An 18169-nucleotide genomic window follows, 5' to 3' on the forward strand; every position below is an offset into this window, starting at 1 on the left:
GTCGCATGCTGACGGATGGTGAAACCGGCGCCCGGGCAAGCGACTTGGACTTCTTCATCAGCTACTCGCCCGCCGACGAGGCATGGGCGTCCTGGATCGCCTGGACCCTGGAGGAAGCCGGGTACCGCACCGTCGTCCAGGCCTGGGACTTCGTCCCGGGCAGCAACTTCATCGACTTCATGGACCGGGGCGTCAGCGAGTCCGCCGCCGTCATCGCCATCCTCTCCCGCCACTACGAACGCTCCCTGTACGGCCGCATGGAGTGGCAGGCCGCCCTGCGCGCCGACCCCGAGACCCCCGAGCGCCGCCTGCTCACCGTGCGCGTCGACGACATCCCCATCGAGGGGCTCCTCGCCACCATCACCTACGTCGACCTCGTCGGCGTCCCGGACGCCGCCACCGCCCGCACCCTGCTGCTGAGCCGCGTCGAACAGGCCCTCGACGGCCACGCCCGCCCCGGCCGCCGCCCCGGCTACCCCGGCGCCGCCGCCACCGCCCGCGCCACCGGCGCCCCCGCCGTCGCGGGACTGCCCGCCCAGCGGTGGCTCGGCGGCCCCGGCTGGGCCGGCCGCAGACGCCCCCAGCGGGCGCCCCGCTACCCCCAGGGCCCGCAGCCGCCCGCCACCCAGGACGCGGTCACCGTCCTCCACCTCGCCGGGCCCGACTTCGGCCGCGGCCGCGAACCCGACGCGCTCAGCCGCGAACTGCGCGGCGAGCTCATCGTCCTGCGCGACGGCGGCGCGCCCGCGCCCGACCTGCTCGTCGTCACCGGCGACCTCACCGCCTCCGGCAGCCCCCGCGAATGCGACCAGGCGCTCAGCTTCCTCACCGCCGTACGCTCCCAGCTCGACCTGCCGCCGCAGCGCGTCGTCATCGTCCCCGGCGCCCAGGACGTCAACCAGGCCGCCTGCCGCGCCTACTTCCACACCTGCGAGGCCGACGAAGTCGCCCCGCAGCCCCCGTACTGGCCCAAGTGGCGCCACTACACGCGCCTGTTCCGCAGCTTCTACCAAGGGCTCGACACCGTCTTCGACAGCGACCAGCCCTGGACGCTCTTCCCGGTGCCCGAACTGAACACCGTCGTCGCCGGATTCAACTCGTCGATCGCCTACAGCCACCGCCTGGAGGACCAGTACGGCCACATCGGCCGCGACCAGGCCGTCTGGTTCGCCGAGGCGCTGCGCCCGTACGAGGAGGAGGGCTGGCTCCGCGTCGGCGCCCTGCGCCACCCCCTCACCCCCGGCAGCCGGCCCGGCGACGCCGTCGGCGGGCCCGGCGCCCTCACCGACACCGAGACCCTCACCGAGCTGGCCGGGCCGCGCCTCCACCTGCTGCTGCACGGCCCCACCGGCGGCCCCCGCACCACCGGCACCGTGCCCGGCCACACCCGCCTGCCCGGCACCGGCGCCGACCCGGCGGCCGGACTGCCCGTGCTCGCCGCCGCCGCCCCCGCCCGCTTCCAGCTGCTGCGCCTCCACCCCGAGGGCATCACCCGCTGGTACGACCGCGGCCGCACCGGCCCCGAGACCTTCCCCGCCGCCTGGCCCCGCGCCGGGCGGATGTTCCCCGTCCCGGACGTGCCCCGTCCGCCCACGCAGCCCGGACCGGTGCACGAGCCCGCCGCGCCCCTCGACGAACCGGCCGCCCCCGACTCGCTCACCGAACGCGTCAAAGAGGTGTGCCTGGCCCGCCGCGACGGCGTCCGCCTGCGCGACGTACCGCGCCGCGCCCCCGGCGACATGGACCAGATCATCGCCACCTGGCGCGAGGAGGGCGTCGTACGCCAGGCCCGCATCGCCGTCCACCCCGGCACCCCGACCGGCGAACAGCTGGACCGGCTCCTCGCCCAGCTCCACGCCGCCGGCCCCGCCGTCACCGGCCCCGGCGTCGAGGCCGAGCTCGTCCACGACGGCCCCGCCCCGCCCGCCGAGCTGCGCGAGCGGGCCACCCGCCACGGCGTGCGCGTACGCAGCTTCACCGCCTTCCAGGGCCTGCTCGACCTGCGCGGCTACGTCGCCGCCCAGACCGCCCGCCTCCTCGCGGGCGAGAGCTACGCCCCCGTCCGCTACCTCCCGCAGCGCTACCGCGACGCCGACCGCCCGCACGAGGGCGGCGCACACGACGACCTCGTCGAGGACCTGCTGGAACTGCTGGAGGCCGACCACGGCCGGTTCGTCCTCCTCCTCGGCGACTTCGGGCACGGCAAGACCTTCGCCCTGCGCGAGCTCGCCCGCCGCATCCCCGACGAACTCCCGCACCTCACCCCGCTGCTCATCCCCCTCAACACCCTCGACCGCGCCCACAGCCTCGAAGGGCTCGTCGCCGCCCACCTCGCCGCCCACGGCGTCGACACCATCGACCTGCGCGCCCTGCGGTACATGCTCGCCCAGGGCAGGGTCGTCCTCCTGTTCGACGGCTTCGACGAGCTCGTCAACCGCGTCAGCTACGACCGCGCCGCCGACCACCTCCAGGTCCTCCTCGACGCCGCCGTCGACCACGCCAAGATCGTCGTCTCCAGCCGCACCCAGCACTTCAAGTCCCACGAACAGGTCCTCACCGCCCTCGGCGAGCGCGTCGGCCTCCTCCCGCAGCGCCGCATCCTCTCCGTCGAAGGCTTCACCCCCGACCAGATCCGCGCCTACCTCGTCAAGACGTACGGCGACGAGGAGACCGCCGACCGCCGCTACCGGCTCCTGGAGAACATCCCCGACCTGCTCGCCCTGTGCCGCAACCCCCGGCTGCTGTCCTTCGTCGCCCAGCTCGACGCCGACCGGCTGCGCGCCGTCGCCGGAGCCGGCCGCGCGCTCAGCCCCGCCCGCCTCTACGAGGACGTCTTCACCTCCTGGCTCCAGTACGAGGAGGAGCGCCACCGCAAGGGCCCCGGCTCCCCGCCCGGCCTCGACCTCACCGAACTGTGGGCCGCCGTCACCGCGCTCGCCGAGCGCCTGTGGGAGTCCGGCCGCACCGCCCTGCGCCTCGACGAACTCACCGAGGCCGTCGCCGCCACCCTCAGCCGCCTCACCGAAACACCCCGCTCCGGCGCCGAACTCGGCCACGCCATCGGCGCCGGCAGCCTCCTGGTGCGCACCGACGACGGGCTGTTCCACTTCATCCACGGCTCCGTCGAGGAATGGCTCCTCGCCCGCGAAGCCGCCCGCCGCCTGGACCGGGGCGACGACGCGCTGCTCCGCGCCCGGCCGCTCAGCCGCCTCGCCGTCGAGTTCCTGTGCGACCTCGCCGACCACGAGCGGTGCGTCCGCTGGGTCCGCGAGACCCTCGAAGGCGACCGCGCCGGCGTGAGCGAGGCCGCCCGCGCCAACGCCGTACGCATCGGCGACCGGCTCCGCGTCCCCGCCCACGCCGACCTGCGCGGCGCCCGCCTCGCCGGCGAGGACCTCTCCCACCGCGACTTCACCGGCGTCGACCTCACCAGCGCCGACCTCACCGACGCCCGGCTCGTCGGCGCCACCCTGGAGCGGGCCGACCTCACCGACGCCCGGCTCACCGGCGCCCGCCTCGACCGCGCCGACCTGCGCGGCGCCACCCTGCGCGGCGCCGACCTGCGCCGCGCCCGCCTCACCCGGACCGACCTGCGCGGCGCCGACCTCACCGGCAGCCGCTGGCACCGCGCCGCCCTCATCGACCCCGTCACCGACGACGCCACCCGCGCCGCGCCCGAGCTGCGCACCGCCGCCCTCGCCCCCGGCATGCCCGTCGACGCCGGCTTCCGCCCCTCCTCCGTCGGCGTCCCCTACGGCTACGACATGCGCACCAGCCGGCTGCCCGAGCCCATCGCGTACAGCCCCGACGGCGAACTCCTCGTCGTCGGCAGCGAGGACGGCGGCATCCTCGTCTGCGGCGCCGACAACGGCCGCGCCCTGCGCACCCTCCAGGGCCACGCCGGACGCGTGTACGCCATCAAGTGCGCCGCCGGCGTCATCGCCAGCGGCGGCTCCGACGGCACCGTACGCCTCTGGGACCCCGTCTCCGGCACCTGCCGCCACATCCTCGACGTCCACCCCGGCGGCGTGTGGCCCGTCACCCTCAGCGCGGACGGCACCCGCCTCGCCACCGGCGACGCCGACGGCCTGGTCACCGTCTGGGACGTGGCCACCGGCGCCCCCACCCACCGCCTGCCCGGCCACACCGCGCCCGTCTACACCGCCGCCTTCAGCCCCGACGGCACCACACTCGTCACGGGCGACGCCGCCGCCGACGTACGCATGTGGTCCCTGGACGCAGCGACCGGGCCCCTCGCGCGCGAACTGCCCGGACACCAGGGCGCCGTCTACCGCGTGCGCTACAGCCCCGACGGCACCTCCCTCGCCACCGGCGACCAAGGCGGCACCGTACGGGTCTGGCAGGCGGCCGAAGGGCGGCTGCGCCAGGAGTTCACCGGCCACACCGGGCGGGTCTACACCCTCGACTTCCACCCCGGCGGACGGCTCCTCGCCAGCGGCGACACCGACGGACAGGTACGCCTCTGGGACCCGGCCGTCGGCACCCCCCTCGGCAGCCTGGAACGCTCCTCCGGCGCCGTCTACCAGGTGCTGTTCGACGCCGAGGGATCCCTGCTCGCCGCCTGCGACAGCGACGGAGCCGTCCGGCTGTGGACCGTCGCCCGCACCCCCCGCCAAGGCCATGCCGTCGCCCTCCACGCCCGCCAGCCCACCCCGCACCGCGGCTCCGCCTGGGCCTGCGCCTTCCACCCGTACGACACCCAGCTCCTCACCGTCGGCAACGACGGCGGCGCCCAGATCTGGGAGGCCGCCACCGGCCAGGGCAAGCGCATCCTGCGCGGCCACGGGCGGCGCGTCGGCGACCTCGCCTACAGCGCCGACGGCACCACACTCGCCACCTGCGGCAGCGACGGCCACGTGCTGCTGTGGGACACCCGCACCGGAGTGCGCACCCACGAGCTGTCCGGCCGCGGCGACCGGCTGGTCTCCGCCTCCTTCTCCCCGGTCCGCCCCGTCCTCGGCACCGCCGGCAGCGACGGCGGGGTCTACCTGTGGAACACGGACGGCGAGTCCCTGCGCGAGCTCGACGCCGAGACCGAGCACATCTGGGCCCAGGCCTTCAATACCGCCGGCGACCTGCTGGCCACCGCCAACGACGACGACACCGTCTGCCTCTGGTACCGCTCCACCGGCGCCCGGATCGCCACCCTCGCCCAACACCGCGGCCGCGTCCGCTCCATCGCGTTCCGCGCCGACGGCTCCGACGGCGACGTCCTCGCCAGCGGCTGCGACGACGGCTTCGTACGCCTCTGGCAGGCGCGCGAGGGGCGGCTCCTCGCCGAGCTCGCCGGACACGAGGACCGGGTGTACGGCGTCGCCTTCGGCCCCGGCGACGCCTGGCTCGCCAGCGCCGGCTGGGACGGCACGGCCATCGTCTGGCGCGACGGCGAACCCGCGCTGCGGCTGCGCGCGGGCGGCGGCAAGCTCTGGACCGTCGCCGCCCACCCGACCCGGCCCGTCCTCGCCGCCGCCGGCGACAACCGCAGGGTCACCCTGTGGAACGCCGACACCGGAGCCGTCCTCGCCGAACTCACCGGCCACACCGGGCGGATCCTCGCCCTCACGTTCAACGCCGACGGCACGGAACTGGCCAGCGCCGGCGAGGACGGCACCGTACGGCTGTGGAGCCTGCCCCCGGACGGCGGCGCCCCGTCACCGCGCGCCACGCTCATCGGCGTACCGGGCGGGTGGGCGACGCTGACACCGTCGGGCGGCTACAAGTACGAGGGGGACGTGGCGGGCGAGTTCTGGCACGTGGTGGGCATGTACCGCTTCCAGCCGGGCGAGTTGGACGAGTACCTGCCGGGCGTCCGCCGGCTGCCCCTGGGGGAGGAGGTCTGAGTCTGACGGTCTCCCGGTCTTCTAGTCTTTCCGCATGCCTCTCAGCCTCCAGAAGGTCGAGGAGACCGCGCCCGCGCTGGTCAGCCTCTACAAGACCGCGGCCGTCTCGCTGCGCAAGCACGGGCTGAGCGGCGAGCGGGCGGCCGTCTACCTGGTCGTCGACTACTCGGGATCGATGAGGCCGTACTACCAGGACGGCAGCGTCCAGGCGCTGGCCGAGCGGGTGCTGGGTCTGTCGGCGCACCTGGACGACGACGGGCGGGTGCCGGTCGTCTTCTTCTCGACGGACGTCGACGCCGAGACCGAGATAGCCCTGGCGAACCACCAGGGCCGGATCGATCGAATCGTGGCGAACCTTAGCCATATGGGCAGAACCAACTACCACCTGGCCATGGACGCCGTCATCGACCACTACCTCGACAGCGGCGCCAGCGATCCGGCCCTGGTCGTCTTCCAGACCGACGGCGGCCCGAGTAGCAAGCTCGCCGCCGAGCGCTACCTCTGCAAGGCGGCGGAGCTGCCGCTCTTCTGGCAGTTCGTCGGCTTCGGCGACCCCGGCAGCCGCCAGTTCGACTTCCTGCGCAAGCTCGACGAGCTCGCCGTCCCCGCGAAGCGCCCCGTCGACAACGCCGGCTTCTTCCACGCGGGCACCGACCCGCGCCGCGTCCCCGACACCGAGCTGTACGACCGGCTGGTCGGCGAGTTCCCCTCCTGGCTGGCGGCGGCGCGGGCGCGGGGCATCGTACGGAGCTGACGCTCACGGCCGGTCGAGCCGGCGGAACTGCTCCTCGGTGAGGGCGACGTCGAGCGCCGCGAGGTTCTCCCGCAGATGGGCGACGGACGTCGTGCCCGGGATGGGCACGATGTGCGGCGCGCGGTGCAGCAGCCAGGCCAGCGCCGTCTGCGCCGGGGTCGCGCCCAGCTCCGCCGCCACCGCCGCCACCGGGCTGCCCGGCCCGGCGTGGTCGCCCATCGCGACCGGGAAGAACGGTACGAACGCGATCCCGCGCCCGGCGGTGTGGTCCACCACCGCCTCGTGGTCGCGCGCGGCCAGGTTGTACAGGTTCTGCACGGCCGCGACCGGAGCCACCTCCTCCGCCTCCTTCAGCTGCTCCACGCTCACCTCGGAGAGCCCGATGTGCCGCACCTTGCCCTCCTCCTGGAGCCGCTTCAACGCCCCCACCTGGTCGGCCAGCGCCACCTCCGGGTCGATCCGGTGCAGGTACAGCAGGTCGATCCGGTCGGTACGCAGGCGGCGCAGGCTCAGCTCCGCCTGCTGGCGCAGGTACGCGGGGTGCCCGAGCGGCACCCACTCGGTGGGCGACGGCCGCACCACGCCGACCTTCGTGGCGACGGCCACGCCCTCCCGGTACGGCTGCAGCGCCTCGGCGAGCAGCTCCTCGTTCGCGCCCAGCGCGTACGCGTCCGCCGTGTCGAAGAGCTCCACGCCGGACTCGGCGGCGGTACGCAGCAGACGCACCGCCGCCGCCCGGTCGGCGGGCGCCTCCCATATGCGGGCCTCGGCGCCGCCCGGCCCGCCGGGGCCGTCCGCGAGGCGCATGGCGCCGTAACCGAGGCGCCGTACGGGAAGATCGCCACCGAGCTGGAAAATGCTGTTGTTCGTCATGGCCGGAACGCTAGGAGCTCACACCCGTGTGAGCTTCAAGTGCCTGTGAGGGGGATCACATTGAGGATCGGGGAGCTGTCCCGCCGGACCGGGGTGAGCGTGCGCCTGCTGCGCTACTACGAGGAGCAGGGCCTCCTCGACGCACGGCGCACGGCCGGCGGCCAGCGGGTCTACGACGACGACGCCCCGCAGACCGTGCGCCGCATCCGGACCTTCCTGGAGGCGGGCCTGCCCACCAAGGTGATCCGCGAGGTGCTCGACTGCGTCTGCGGCAGCGACGCCGAGGTCGAACCGTGCCTCAGCCCGCTGCTCGTCGCCCGCCTCGACGAGATCGAGCACCGCATCGCGGACCTCCAGTCGGCCCGCACCTCCCTGGCCGCGCTGGTGGCGGCATCCGCTGCGCCCAACGCGTGATTCCCCACCCGGCCACCGGGACGCCGAGGCGCGACGGGGGTAGTGCTGCTCCTCGGTACCGGCTACCGGATGGGAGACACGTATGCGCCGCGCAGGATTCGTGGTCGCCGCGGCGACCGCACTCACACTGGGGGCGGCCGGCACGGGCCGGGCCGAGACGACGGCGACCAGCGAGGTGACGGCGAGCTGGGGGGACCGCGTACGGCTTCAGTACACCTGGACCGACCGCCAGACCATCACCGGCGGAACGCTCACCGTCACGGACGCCACCTGCGACGACCGCACGGTCTACGCCACCCTCACCGTCACCACGGGCGCCGGCCGCACCGTCCCGCTCGGCGACCGGCACAACACCGGCGGCTGCGGCACGACCGCCGAGTACCGCGACATCACCGCCTCCGACCCGAGCGGCGTCGTGCGCCTGACCCTCCGCCTCTGCCACCCGGCCCCCGGCGGCGCGACCGCCACCTGCGAGACGCGCTACATCGGCGCGAACCCGTACCGGCCGCAGGCGCTGCCGTTCTGAGCTCCCGGTCGGCCCGGGGTACGCGGTACGGCGGTACGCCCGGCACGCGACGTCCCGCCGACCGCGGGCCCGAGGCGGGGGTGCGGGTGTACCCGCCGCTGCGCAGTGCGGCCGCGCACGCCTGGCGCGTGCTGGTCGTCGGGATGTTGGTCTACGCGCTGTTCGCGCTGCTGGGGCGGTTCCACGAGATCGGGGTGGCGGTCTTCCTGGGGCTGGTGGTGACGGCGATGCTCCGGCCGGCCGTCGACCTGCTGGCGCGGGTGCTGCCGCGGCCGGTGGCGGTGGCCGTCTCACTGTTGATGAGCATCGTGCTGCTGCTGGGAGTCCTGGCCCTGGTGGGGGAAGCGGTGGCCGGGGAGCGCCGCGTGCTCCAGGACGAGTTCGTCACCGGGGTGGAGCGCATCGAGCGCTGGCTGGAGCGGCCTCCGTTCCGGCTCCACCCCGAAGCGCTCACCGACATCCAGGCCCGCATCGGACAGTTCCTCTCCGACCACCGCTCCACCCTGGTCTCCACGGCGATCAGCGGCGGCCGGCGCCTCGTGGAGGTGGTGACCGTCATCGCCCTGGCGCTGTTCTGCTCCGTCTTCTTCCTCCACTCCGGCGACCGGCAGTGGCGCTGGTTCTGCGCCCAGCTGCCCCGGGCGGCACGGGCGAGGGCGGCGCTCGCGGGCCGGACCGCGTGGCGCACCTTCACCGGCTACACGCACGGCATCGTCCTGGTCGCCGCGACCAACGCGATCCTCGTCGGCATCGCGCTCTTCCTCCTCGGCGTACCCCTCGCCATGCCGCTCGCCCTGCTGGAGTTCTTCGCCGCCTTCGTCCCCCTCATCGGCTCCCCGCTCGCGCTCGCGGTGGCGGCCGTGGTGGCGCTCGCCGCGAAGGGGCCCGTCGTCGCGGCCGTCGTGGTGGCCCTCATCGTGGTCATCGGTCAGATCGAGGGCCATGTGCTGCACCCGCTCGTGATGAGCTGGGCCGTCCGGCTCCACCCCGTCGTGGTCGCCCTCGCCGTCATCGGCGGCGCCATCGCGGCGGGCGTGCTGGGCGCCGTGGTCGCGGTGCCGCTGGTGTCCGTGGTGTGGGCGGTCCACCAGGCCCTGCGCCGCGCCCGCGACTGAAAGCACCGACCCGGCGGTATGATCCCCGCACAGTGGCACAGGTCACGCGACCGGCCCGGCACGGGCCGGGGCGGCGTGCTACGGTTGCCGTGTTGCAGTTTTGGTACCCATGAACTTTATGTGCGCCTGAGCGGGAATGATCCTCAGGCGCATTCATTGTTTTTACCGGCGTTTTCTCCGGATGGGGCCCCGACACCATTCAGGAGAAAAATCATGGCTACTGGAACCGTGAAGTGGTTCAACTCGGAAAAGGGCTTCGGCTTCATCGAGCAGGACGGCGGCGGCGCCGACGTCTTCGCCCACTACTCCAACATCGCCACCCAGGGCTTCCGTGAGCTCCAGGAAGGCCAGAAGGTGACCTTCGACGTCACCCAGGGCCAGAAGGGCCCGCAGGCGGAGAACATCCTCCCCGCCTGATCGCCTGACGCGATTCCCCGCAGCCGGGACCCGCACCCTGCCACCGCAGGTGCGGGTCCCGGCTTGCGCCGTCCCAGGCCCCAAGAGCCCTGAGAGCCCTGAGAGCGAAGGCTGCTGCATGACCCGACCCGAACGCCCCGTCCGCAACCGCGCCACGAAGGCCCGCGCCACCGCGGGTGCCGGTCGCGCCACCGCCGGCGCCGCCCGCACCGTGATCGCGCCGCCGCGCGAGTTCGCGCTGCCGGAGACCGCCACCCCCGCCCTGCCGCCGGCCGCGGGCTTCGGTGACCTCGACATGCCGGCCGCGCTCCTGAAGACGCTCACCGCCCAGGGCGTGACCGAGCCGTTCCCGATCCAGGCCGCCACCCTGCCGAACTCCCTCGCGGGCCGCGACATCCTCGGCCGCGGGCGCACCGGTTCCGGCAAGACCCTCGCCTTCGGGCTCGCCCTGCTCGCCCGCACCGCGGGCCGCCGCGCCGAGCCGAAGGCCCCGCTCGGGCTGGTCCTGGTCCCCACACGCGAGCTCGCGCAGCAGGTGACCGACGCCCTCACGCCGTACGCGACCTCCGTGCAGCTGCGGATCGCCACCGTCGTCGGCGGCATGTCGATCACCAAGCAGGCGGGCGCCCTGCGGCGCGGCGCCGAGATCCTGGTGGCCACGCCCGGCCGCCTCAAGGACCTCATCGAGCGCGGCGACTGCCGCCTCGACCGGGTGGCCGTCACCGTCCTGGACGAGGCCGACCAGATGGCCGACATGGGCTTCCTGCCCCAGGTCACGGCGCTGCTGAAGCAGGTCGAGGCGGACGGGCAGCGGATGCTGTTCTCGGCGACGCTCGACAAGAACATCGACCGGCTGGTGCGGATGTTCCTCACCGACCCCGTCGTGCACTCGGTCGACCCGTCCGCGGGCGCGGTCTCCACGATGGAGCACCACGTCCTGTACGTCGCCGACGAGACCGACAAGAAGGCCGTCACCACCCGCATCGCGGCCCGCGACGGCCGGGTGATCCTCTTCCTGGACACCAAGCGCTCCGTGGACCGCCTGGTCAAGCGCCTGCTCGCGAGCGGTGTGCGGGCCGCCGGCCTGCACGGCGGCCGCTCGCAGCCGCAGCGCAACCGCACGCTGGAGCAGTTCAAGGACGGCCGGGTCACCGCGCTCGTCGCGACGAACGTCGCGGCCCGCGGCATCCACGTCGACGACCTCGACCTCGTCGTGAACGTCGACCCGCCCACCGACCACAAGGACTACCTGCACCGCGGCGGCCGCACCGCCCGCGCGGGCGAGTCCGGCAGCGTCGTCACGCTCGTCCTGCCGGAGCAGAAGCGCGACATGAGCCGCCTCATGTCCCACGCGGGCATCACGCCGCAGGCCGCCCGCGTGAAGTCCTCCGACGAGGAGCTGGCCCGCCTCACCGGCGCCCGCGAGCCGTCCGGCGTACCGGTCACCATCGAGGTGCCGCAGCCCGAGCAGGCCCCGAAGGCGGCCGGCCAGGGCGACAAGTCCGCACGGCGCCGCCGCCCCCGCCGCGGCGGCCAGGGCGCGGGCAGCGGCGCGGCGAGCACCGCGGCGAGCACCCAGGGCGCGCCCCGCCGCGACCGCGCGGGCGGCAACGGCGGTGGCCGCCGCCGCCGTACGGCCGCCTAGGAGCCGAACGCGCCGAACGCGCCGAACGCGTCGCGGAATGCGTCGAACGCCCCCAACGGGCCGACGCATCCGGCGTATTCACAAAGCGGGGCGCTGCCCCCAGCATGGGGGAGGGGGTTCCCGTGCGAGGGGGGCGGCGATGCGCGAGCGGGTGACGAAGGCGGCGTGGTGGCTCGTCACGGGGGGCGCCACCGCCTGGGGCGCGGCCCAGACCACGCGTGGGGTGGAGCTGGGCGGCCCGGCCGGGCGGCAGGTGGCGGTCGTACTGATCGTTCTCGCGCTGGGACTCCTGGCCCTCCTGCCGGGCCGGGCCCTGAAGCACGGACTGCCCCGGCTGGTGCGCACCGACGCCGTACGCCGCCACGAAGGCCCCGTCTCCTGCCTGCTGTCCGTCACCATGGTGGGCGGGGTGCTGGTGCTGGGGCCCATGCAGTGGTGGCTGGCGGAAGCCGTGTGCGGACTGCTCGGTCTTCCCCTCCGCATCGCCGGCTTCTGGTCGTACGTGGCCGCCGCCGTGGTGGAGCTGTTCCTCGGCATAGCGGTCACCGCACTGCGCGGCTCGCTCACGGCGAAGGGCAGGGCCGAAGGAGCGGTGGGCCGCCTCGGCCGCCTGCTCGTGTGCTTCGGGGTGCTGTGGCTCCTCGCGCAGGCGCTCGGCGGGGTCCGGCTGGAGACGGACGAGGGGTGGCGGTCGCTGCTCGCCCTGACCGCGATGGCCGTGCTGCTCTCCGCGCTCGGCACCGGGTACACGCTCTCCCACGACCTGGGATGGCCGGCCCTGCGCCCGATGGTGCTCGGGTCCCTGCCCTTGCTCGCGGCGGGCTCCGTGGCCGGCGGCGCGCTGGCGCTGTGGCTGGTCTCCTGGTTCAGCACGGCACTGCGCCCCACGCTCCACGTCTCGGGCCTCGGCACCTTCCTGCTGGGCGGCCTGATCGCGGCAGCGCTGATGTGGACGGCGGGCCTGCCCTTCTTCCTGTACGGCCTGAAGCGCCGGGGCCTGAGCCTGAGCCAGGGCCGGCGCGCCGCGCACCCGTACGACGCCGCGTACCCGTACCCGCACGACGCCGCGTACCGGCCTCTCGCCGTGCGCGGCACCGGCTTCGGCTATGTGTGGCCCGCGCCCCGGAAGCCGGCGGCCCCGGCCGTGGCGTCGGGCGCCGGGGGAGAGCAGTGATACGGATCCACTTCACCGCCGAGGACTTCGCGCGCGTGCGGTTCACGGCGCGGCCGGCTCCGCTCCAGGAGCTGAACGCCGCCTTCATGACGATGCTCCGCCCCGACGGCGGCCCGCTCTTCGGGCGCTGGCGGGGGCGGCTGCTCCGGGCCCTGCCGCCTGCCGTCGAGCCGCTGGGGGAGCTGGTGCCCGCGGGGCGGGCGCCCCGCTTCCTCGACGTGTTCGGCGACACGCTGGAGGAGGCCCTCGACACCGTCCGCGCCTCGCGCCCCGAGGTGGTCCGCGCCGAGATCGAGCGCGTGTACGCCACCCACCCCGCCCCGGCGCCGCCGTGGGTCCGGGACCTGCACCGCGGCGACGCCGCGGCCTGGCAGGTGCTGCGCCGCGCCCAGCACGCGGCGTTCGAGACCGTGGTGCGGCCGGTGTGGGAGCAGGTGCGGGACCTGCACCAGCGGGAGTTCGCCCGCCACGCCCTGGCGTCGGCCGAGCACGGCGTCGGCGCCGCCCTCACCGCGCTCGTCCCGGGCAGCCGACTGCGCGACGGCGTCTGGGAGTGGCAGGGCCCCGGAGCCCCCGGGGGCTTCGGCGAGGACCGGGACGTCCGGCTGCGCGGCCGGGGCGTCGTCCTCCTGCCGACCTTCCACTGGACCGGACAGCCCCTCCTCGCCGACGCCCCCGACGGCCCCCTCCACCTGACCTACGCCGCGGGCCCGGGCCTGCCGCTCACGCACGCGCAAGCGCCCGGCACGGAGGACGCCCTGGCCGCCGTCCTCGGCCGCACCCGTCTGGACGTCCTGCTCCTGCTCGGGGAAGGGCACACCACCAGCGGGCTCGCCCGGCGCCTGCGCGTCAGCAACGCCACCGCCTCCGCCCACGCCGCCGCCCTGCGCGGCGCCGGCCTGATCACCACGGTCCGCGCCGGCAAGTCGGTCCTCCACGCGCGCACGGCGCTGGGCACCCTGCTGGTGCGGCGGCACGACGGAACCCGCTGAGTGAAGGTGCGGTCGAGATCGGGAAAAGAGCCGGAGAGTGTGGCTGACGTGGTCATGCCCAGTCGCTCCATGATGGGCCCATGAGAATCCCCCCACGGTTCAGCCTGCTCGGCGGTGCCGTCGCCCTGCTCTCCACCCTCCTCGTCGGCCCGGCCGCCGCCAACGCCCCTACCGCACCCCTCACTTCGGGCGCCGCCTACGCCGCCACGGCCGTCGGCGACATCTGCTACTCCGCCCTGCCGCCCCAGGCGCACGACACGCTCGGCCTCATCGAGGACGGCGGCCCCTACCCGTACCGCCAGGACGGCTCCGTCTTCCGGAACCGCGAACGGATCCTGCCGACGCGGGCCTCCGGCTACTACCACGAGTACACCGTCGTCACCCCGGGCTCCCCGGACCGCGGCGCCCGCCGCATCGTCACCGGCGACGCGCCCCGGGAGGACTACTACACCGCCGACCACTACGCGTCCTTCGACCTCGTCGACCACGCCTGCTGAACCCGTCGACCACGCCTGCTGAACCCGGCCGCGGAGACACCGTCAGGTGTCGCACTCCAGCACCGTCCGGCACAGCCCGCACCGGGCCCGCACCCGGCCCCGCACCGGGACCCGGACGCGCTGCTGGCACGTCGGGCAGGGGAACGAGACGCGCAACCCCGCGTCCCCGCCGCCGTGTTCGAAGGCGTACGGCAGGCCCGTCGCCGCGCCCGGGTGGTCCTGGGCGTAGCGGCGGTCCTTCGCGTAGCGGTGGCGCCCCGCCCACCCCGCGGCCGTCAGCGGGGGCCGGCGGCCGTCGCCGACGGCCTCCGCGCGGCCGCGGGTGTACGCCGTGTACGCCTGCGGGCTGGTGAACCACGGCGACGGGTCCTCGCCGAAGGCCAGCGCGCGCTTCGCGAGCACGTACCCGAACTCCTCCGGCGTGAGATAGCCGAGCTTCTGGCTGGACACGCCGTCCTCGCGGTACGCGTCCAGCAGCAGCCACCCGGCGCCCAGGTACGTCGTCGCCGTGTCCGTCAGGATCTCGTTGTCGCGCGTGCCCGGGAAGCTCAGCCCCAGCCGGTGCAGCAGCACATGCGTGATCTCGTGGGCCAGCGCCGCCCCGATGTCCCGCCGATGCGTGCGGAACCGGTCGTTCAGCTCGATGAAGTACTCCGGTCCGGAGGCCAGTTCGACGCTCGCCGCGTGCCGCATCCCGCGGAAGCTCACGATCATCCGCGCCTCCGGCAGCCGCAGCTGGCGCACCAGCGCGCCGGCCACCCGCTGCGTCCCGAGGTGCAGGTCGTCGGCGTCCGCGAAGGCCACGTCGGCGGGGGCGACGCTGGAGGCGTACGCGTACAGGCCCTCGGGGGTCAGCCGCCGGTACACCGCCGTGATCGCGGCCCGCACGGTGTCGAGGTGCGGGTAGCCGTGCACGACCGCGCCGCCGACTCCACCACCGGGCCTGCCGCTGCCGCTGTCACCGCTGTCGTTGTCGCTGCCGTTCGCCACGTCCCGTACCCCCAAGCACGACGTCGACCTCCTTCAACTGTACGGCGCCGACCGGGCGGCACAGTGGCCGAAAAGTCGCTCTTGTGGGGGTCATGATCGCTCCGGACAATCGGACCACGCCTTGACGAGCCCATGTCACCCAACTGCCGGGCGGCGGCGGCGCGTCACGTGCGCGCTAGGCTCAACCCCCCACGAAAGGCAGACAGTTGAACAAGATCCTTGGCATGTTCAAGAGATGCGCGGCCGCCGGTGCCGTCATACTCGCCGCGGTCAGCCTCCAGCCCCTGTCGGCGGGTGCCGCCCAGGCCGCCCCGCAGCCCGTCGTCGGCGGCACCCCCGCCGCACAGGGCGAGTTCCCGTGGATGGTCCGCCTCTCCATGGGCTGCGGCGGAGCGCTCTACACCCAGCAGATCGTCCTGACCGCCGCCCACTGCGTCAGCGGCTCCGGCAACAACACCAGCATCACCGCCACCGCCGGTGTCGTGGACCTGCAGAGCGCCAGTGCCATCAAGGTCAAGTCGACGAAGGTCCTCCAGGCCCCCGGCTACAACGGCAAGGGCAAGGACTGGGCGCTGATCAAGCTGGCCAAGCCGATCAACCTGCCCACCCTGAAGATCGCCTCCACCACGACGTACAACAGCGGCACCTTCACCGTCGCCGGCTGGGGCGCGGCCCGCGAGGGCGGCAGCCAGCAGCGCTACCTGCTCAAGGCCCAGGTGCCGTTCGTCTCCGACACCAGCTGCCAGCAGTCGTACGGCAACGAGCTCGTGCCGAGCGAGGAGATCTGCGCCGGTTACGCCCAGGGCGGCACCGACACCTGCCAGGGCGACTCCGGCGGCCCGATGTTCCGCAAGGACAACACCGGGGCGTGGATCCAGGTCGGCATCGTGAGCTGGGGCCAGGGCTGCGCCCGGCCGAACTACCCCGGCGTCTACACCGAGGTGTCCACCTTCGCCGCCGCCATCCAGTCCGCGGCCTCGACCCTCTAGCGGATAGCGGATAGCGGATAGCGGATAGCGGATAGGGGAGTGGCGGGCCGGCCCGGTGAGCGGCCCGCCACTCCCGTCACGACAGGTGCACGGAGGTGGCGCCGGCGCCCTCCAGCTCCAGCACCCACACGTCGTTCGCGCCCTGACGCAGCACCGGCCCCGGTACGAACAGCGACCGCTGCGGCCCCACGTTCCAGTACCGGCCCAGGCAGAAGCCGTTGACCCAGACGAACCCCCGGGTCCAGCCGGGCAGTTCCAGCGCCGCGTCACCGGCGGCCCCACCGGCCACCTCCACGACCGCCCGGTACAGGCCCGGCTCCCCGGCCCCCGGCTCCCCGGCCCCCGGCCATGCCCCGGACGGCACCTCCGTGAACGGCACCTTCTCCACCGCCTCCGCCGTGAAGGCGCCCAGCCGCAGCCCCCGCGCCCGCACCCCGTGGACGTACTGGCGCTCATGGAGCACCCCGCCCGTGATGCCCTTGGACTCCGCGAGCCTCGGCCCGTAATTGACCCGCCCCAGCGACTCCACCCACAGCTCCACCTCCGCGGGCCCGGCCACCGGCTCCGCCAGCGCCGCCTCCTCCGTGTCCAGCACGCCCGCCCGGACCCCGTCCACGTACACCACCGCCCGGTCCCGCAGCCCGCTCACCGACAGCGGGTACGGCTGCCGGGGCCCCGGCAGTCGCAGCCGGTAGCGCACCAGGCCGCGGTCCACGCCCAGCTCCTCGAAGGTCGGCGGAAGCGGACCGGTCCACTCCTCGTCGCCCAGCGCCTCCATGACCTCCGGCAGCGGCGCCCACCGCGAGACCGCCGCCCGCACCGGCGCGGCCAGCCGTACGGGCGGCGGCGGCACGTCCGGCAGCGGGCGGCCGCCCTCCGCGTACGCCTCCAGCACGGACCGGAAGGCCCAGAACTTCGCCGTCGGCAGGCCCGCCTCGTCGATCGGCGCGTCGTAGTCGTACGACGTCACCGTCGGCTCCAGTGCACCGTCGTGCAGCGGCCCCGACCGGTTCGCCCCGGCCCAGCCGCCGAAGCTCGTGCCTCCGTGCGCCATGTACACGTTGACCGACGCCCCGCACTCCAGGATCTCCGCGAGCGCCGCCGCCGCGTCACCGGCGTCCCGCGCCGCGGGCCCGTCGCCCCAGTGGTCGAACCAGCCGCACCAGAACTCCATGCACATCAGCGGCCCGCGCGGCCGGTGCCGCCGCAGCACCCCGAACGCCTCCCGCGCGCCCGACCCGAAGTTCGCCGTGGCCAGCACCCCCGGGATCGAGCCCCCGGTGAGCATGTGGTCCTCGGGCCCGTCCGCCGTGAACAGCGGCACCGTCACCCCGCACGCCTCCAGCAGGTCCGCGACGTGGCGCAGATAGCCCTGGTCGGAGCCGTAGCTCCCGTACTCGTTCTCCGCCTGCACCAGGACCACCGGGCCGCCCCGGTCGATCTGCCGCTCCACCACCTGCGGCAGCAGCACGCGGAACCAGCGGTCGACGTGGGCCAGGTACGCGGCGTCCCGCGTGCGCACCCGGCGCCCCAGCGGGCCCGTCAGCCAGTGCGGCAGACCGCCGTTCTCCCACTCCGCGCAGATGTACGGGCCCGGCCGCACGATCGCCCACAGGCCCGCCGCCCGCACCGCGTCCAGGAACCGGCCCAAGGCCTCCACGTCCCGGTAGCGGCCGGGCTCCGGCTCGTGCAGATTCCAGGGGACGTACGTCTCCACGCAGTTCAGGCCCATCGCGCGGAACATCGCCAGCCGGTGGCTCCACTGCTCCTCGTGCACCCGGAAGTAGTGCAGGGCGCCCGACAGCAGCCGCACCGGCCTGCCGTCCAGCAGAAAGTCGTCGTCACCCACCGTGAACTCGGCCACCGTTCCATCCCTCTCCTGATCACGTACCGCGAGCAACTGTCGCCCTCTGGCGGTGGGC

At 74.4% G+C, this 18169-nt stretch carries 14 protein-coding genes; 11 read left to right on the forward strand and 3 right to left on the reverse strand.

The window, feature by feature from the left end; translation table 11 throughout:
- The first annotated feature begins 5 nt into the window (after nucleotides 1-5).
- Together ACIRNI_RS11365 and ACIRNI_RS11370 are read left to right on the forward strand one after the other, a co-directional pair.
- On the forward strand, nucleotides 6-5861 hold the full coding sequence (locus ACIRNI_RS11365; protein ID WP_403550457.1) for a TIR domain-containing protein: 5856 nt from the start codon (nucleotides 6-8) through the stop codon (nucleotides 5859-5861).
- 34 nt (nucleotides 5862-5895) lie between these two features.
- On the forward strand, nucleotides 5896-6615 hold the full coding sequence (locus ACIRNI_RS11370; protein WP_403550459.1) for a vWA domain-containing protein: 720 nt from the start codon (nucleotides 5896-5898) through the stop codon (nucleotides 6613-6615).
- A 3-nt stretch (nucleotides 6616-6618) separates the two neighbouring features.
- On the opposite strand, the gene ACIRNI_RS11375 is transcribed toward ACIRNI_RS11370, so the two are convergent.
- Entirely contained in the window at nucleotides 6619-7488 is an 870-nt protein-coding gene (locus ACIRNI_RS11375) for an aldo/keto reductase (protein WP_403550461.1), read from the reverse strand.
- Nucleotides 7489-7548: 60 nt separating this feature from the next.
- Between ACIRNI_RS11375 and ACIRNI_RS11380 the strand changes: the two genes are divergently transcribed.
- From ACIRNI_RS11380 to ACIRNI_RS11415, 8 genes are all read left to right on the forward strand, one after another.
- Nucleotides 7549-7902, forward strand: coding sequence for a MerR family transcriptional regulator (locus tag ACIRNI_RS11380; RefSeq protein ID WP_403550463.1), 354 nt, complete (start codon nucleotides 7549-7551; stop codon nucleotides 7900-7902).
- Between the two features lie 82 nt (nucleotides 7903-7984).
- Complete coding sequence (locus ACIRNI_RS11385; protein ID WP_403550464.1) at nucleotides 7985-8428, forward strand: hypothetical protein; 444 nt, start codon at nucleotides 7985-7987, stop codon at nucleotides 8426-8428.
- 143 nt (nucleotides 8429-8571) lie between these two features.
- Nucleotides 8572-9543 carry an AI-2E family transporter gene (locus ACIRNI_RS11390; protein WP_403550855.1) on the forward strand — a complete coding sequence of 324 codons (972 nt, stop codon included), beginning with the start codon at nucleotides 8572-8574 and terminating at the stop codon, nucleotides 9541-9543.
- A 213-nt stretch (nucleotides 9544-9756) separates the two neighbouring features.
- Complete coding sequence (locus ACIRNI_RS11395) at nucleotides 9757-9960, forward strand: cold-shock protein (protein ID WP_042152846.1); 204 nt, start codon at nucleotides 9757-9759, stop codon at nucleotides 9958-9960.
- A gap of 118 nt (nucleotides 9961-10078) precedes the next feature.
- A complete protein-coding gene (locus tag ACIRNI_RS11400) occupies nucleotides 10079-11605 on the forward strand; it encodes a DEAD/DEAH box helicase (RefSeq protein WP_403550467.1) in 1527 nt (508 codons plus the stop codon).
- Nucleotides 11606-11744: 139 nt separating this feature from the next.
- On the forward strand, nucleotides 11745-12779 hold the full coding sequence (locus tag ACIRNI_RS11405) for a hypothetical protein (protein WP_403550469.1): 1035 nt from the start codon (nucleotides 11745-11747) through the stop codon (nucleotides 12777-12779).
- Nucleotides 12776-13771 (forward strand): helix-turn-helix domain-containing protein, encoded by a 996-nt coding sequence (locus tag ACIRNI_RS11410; protein WP_403550471.1) that lies wholly within the window; start codon nucleotides 12776-12778, stop codon nucleotides 13769-13771. The genes ACIRNI_RS11405 and ACIRNI_RS11410 overlap by 4 nt, the downstream gene beginning before the upstream one ends.
- Nucleotides 13772-13851: 80 nt before the next feature.
- Complete coding sequence (locus tag ACIRNI_RS11415; protein WP_403550473.1) at nucleotides 13852-14268, forward strand: ribonuclease domain-containing protein; 417 nt, start codon at nucleotides 13852-13854, stop codon at nucleotides 14266-14268.
- 42 nt (nucleotides 14269-14310) lie between these two features.
- Here ACIRNI_RS11415 and ACIRNI_RS11420 read toward each other — a convergent pair whose 3' ends face one another.
- Nucleotides 14311-15183, reverse strand: a complete 873-nt coding sequence (locus ACIRNI_RS11420; protein ID WP_403550857.1) for a hypothetical protein — start codon at nucleotides 15181-15183, stop codon at nucleotides 14311-14313.
- 299 nt (nucleotides 15184-15482) lie between these two features.
- Between ACIRNI_RS11420 and ACIRNI_RS11425 the strand changes: the two genes are divergently transcribed.
- Nucleotides 15483-16247: a S1 family peptidase gene (locus tag ACIRNI_RS11425; protein WP_403550475.1), complete on the forward strand. Its 765-nt coding sequence runs from the start codon at nucleotides 15483-15485 to the stop codon at nucleotides 16245-16247.
- Nucleotides 16248-16323: 76 nt separating this feature from the next.
- On the opposite strand, the gene ACIRNI_RS11430 is transcribed toward ACIRNI_RS11425, so the two are convergent.
- Nucleotides 16324-18111 carry a beta-galactosidase family protein gene (locus ACIRNI_RS11430; RefSeq protein WP_403550476.1) on the reverse strand — a complete coding sequence of 596 codons (1788 nt, stop codon included), beginning with the start codon at nucleotides 18109-18111 and terminating at the stop codon, nucleotides 16324-16326.
- Between the last annotated feature and the right edge of the window lie 58 nt (nucleotides 18112-18169).

Source organism: Streptomyces sp. NPDC093546, from assembly GCF_044765045.1.
GTDB lineage: Bacteria > Actinomycetota > Actinomycetes > Streptomycetales > Streptomycetaceae > Streptomyces.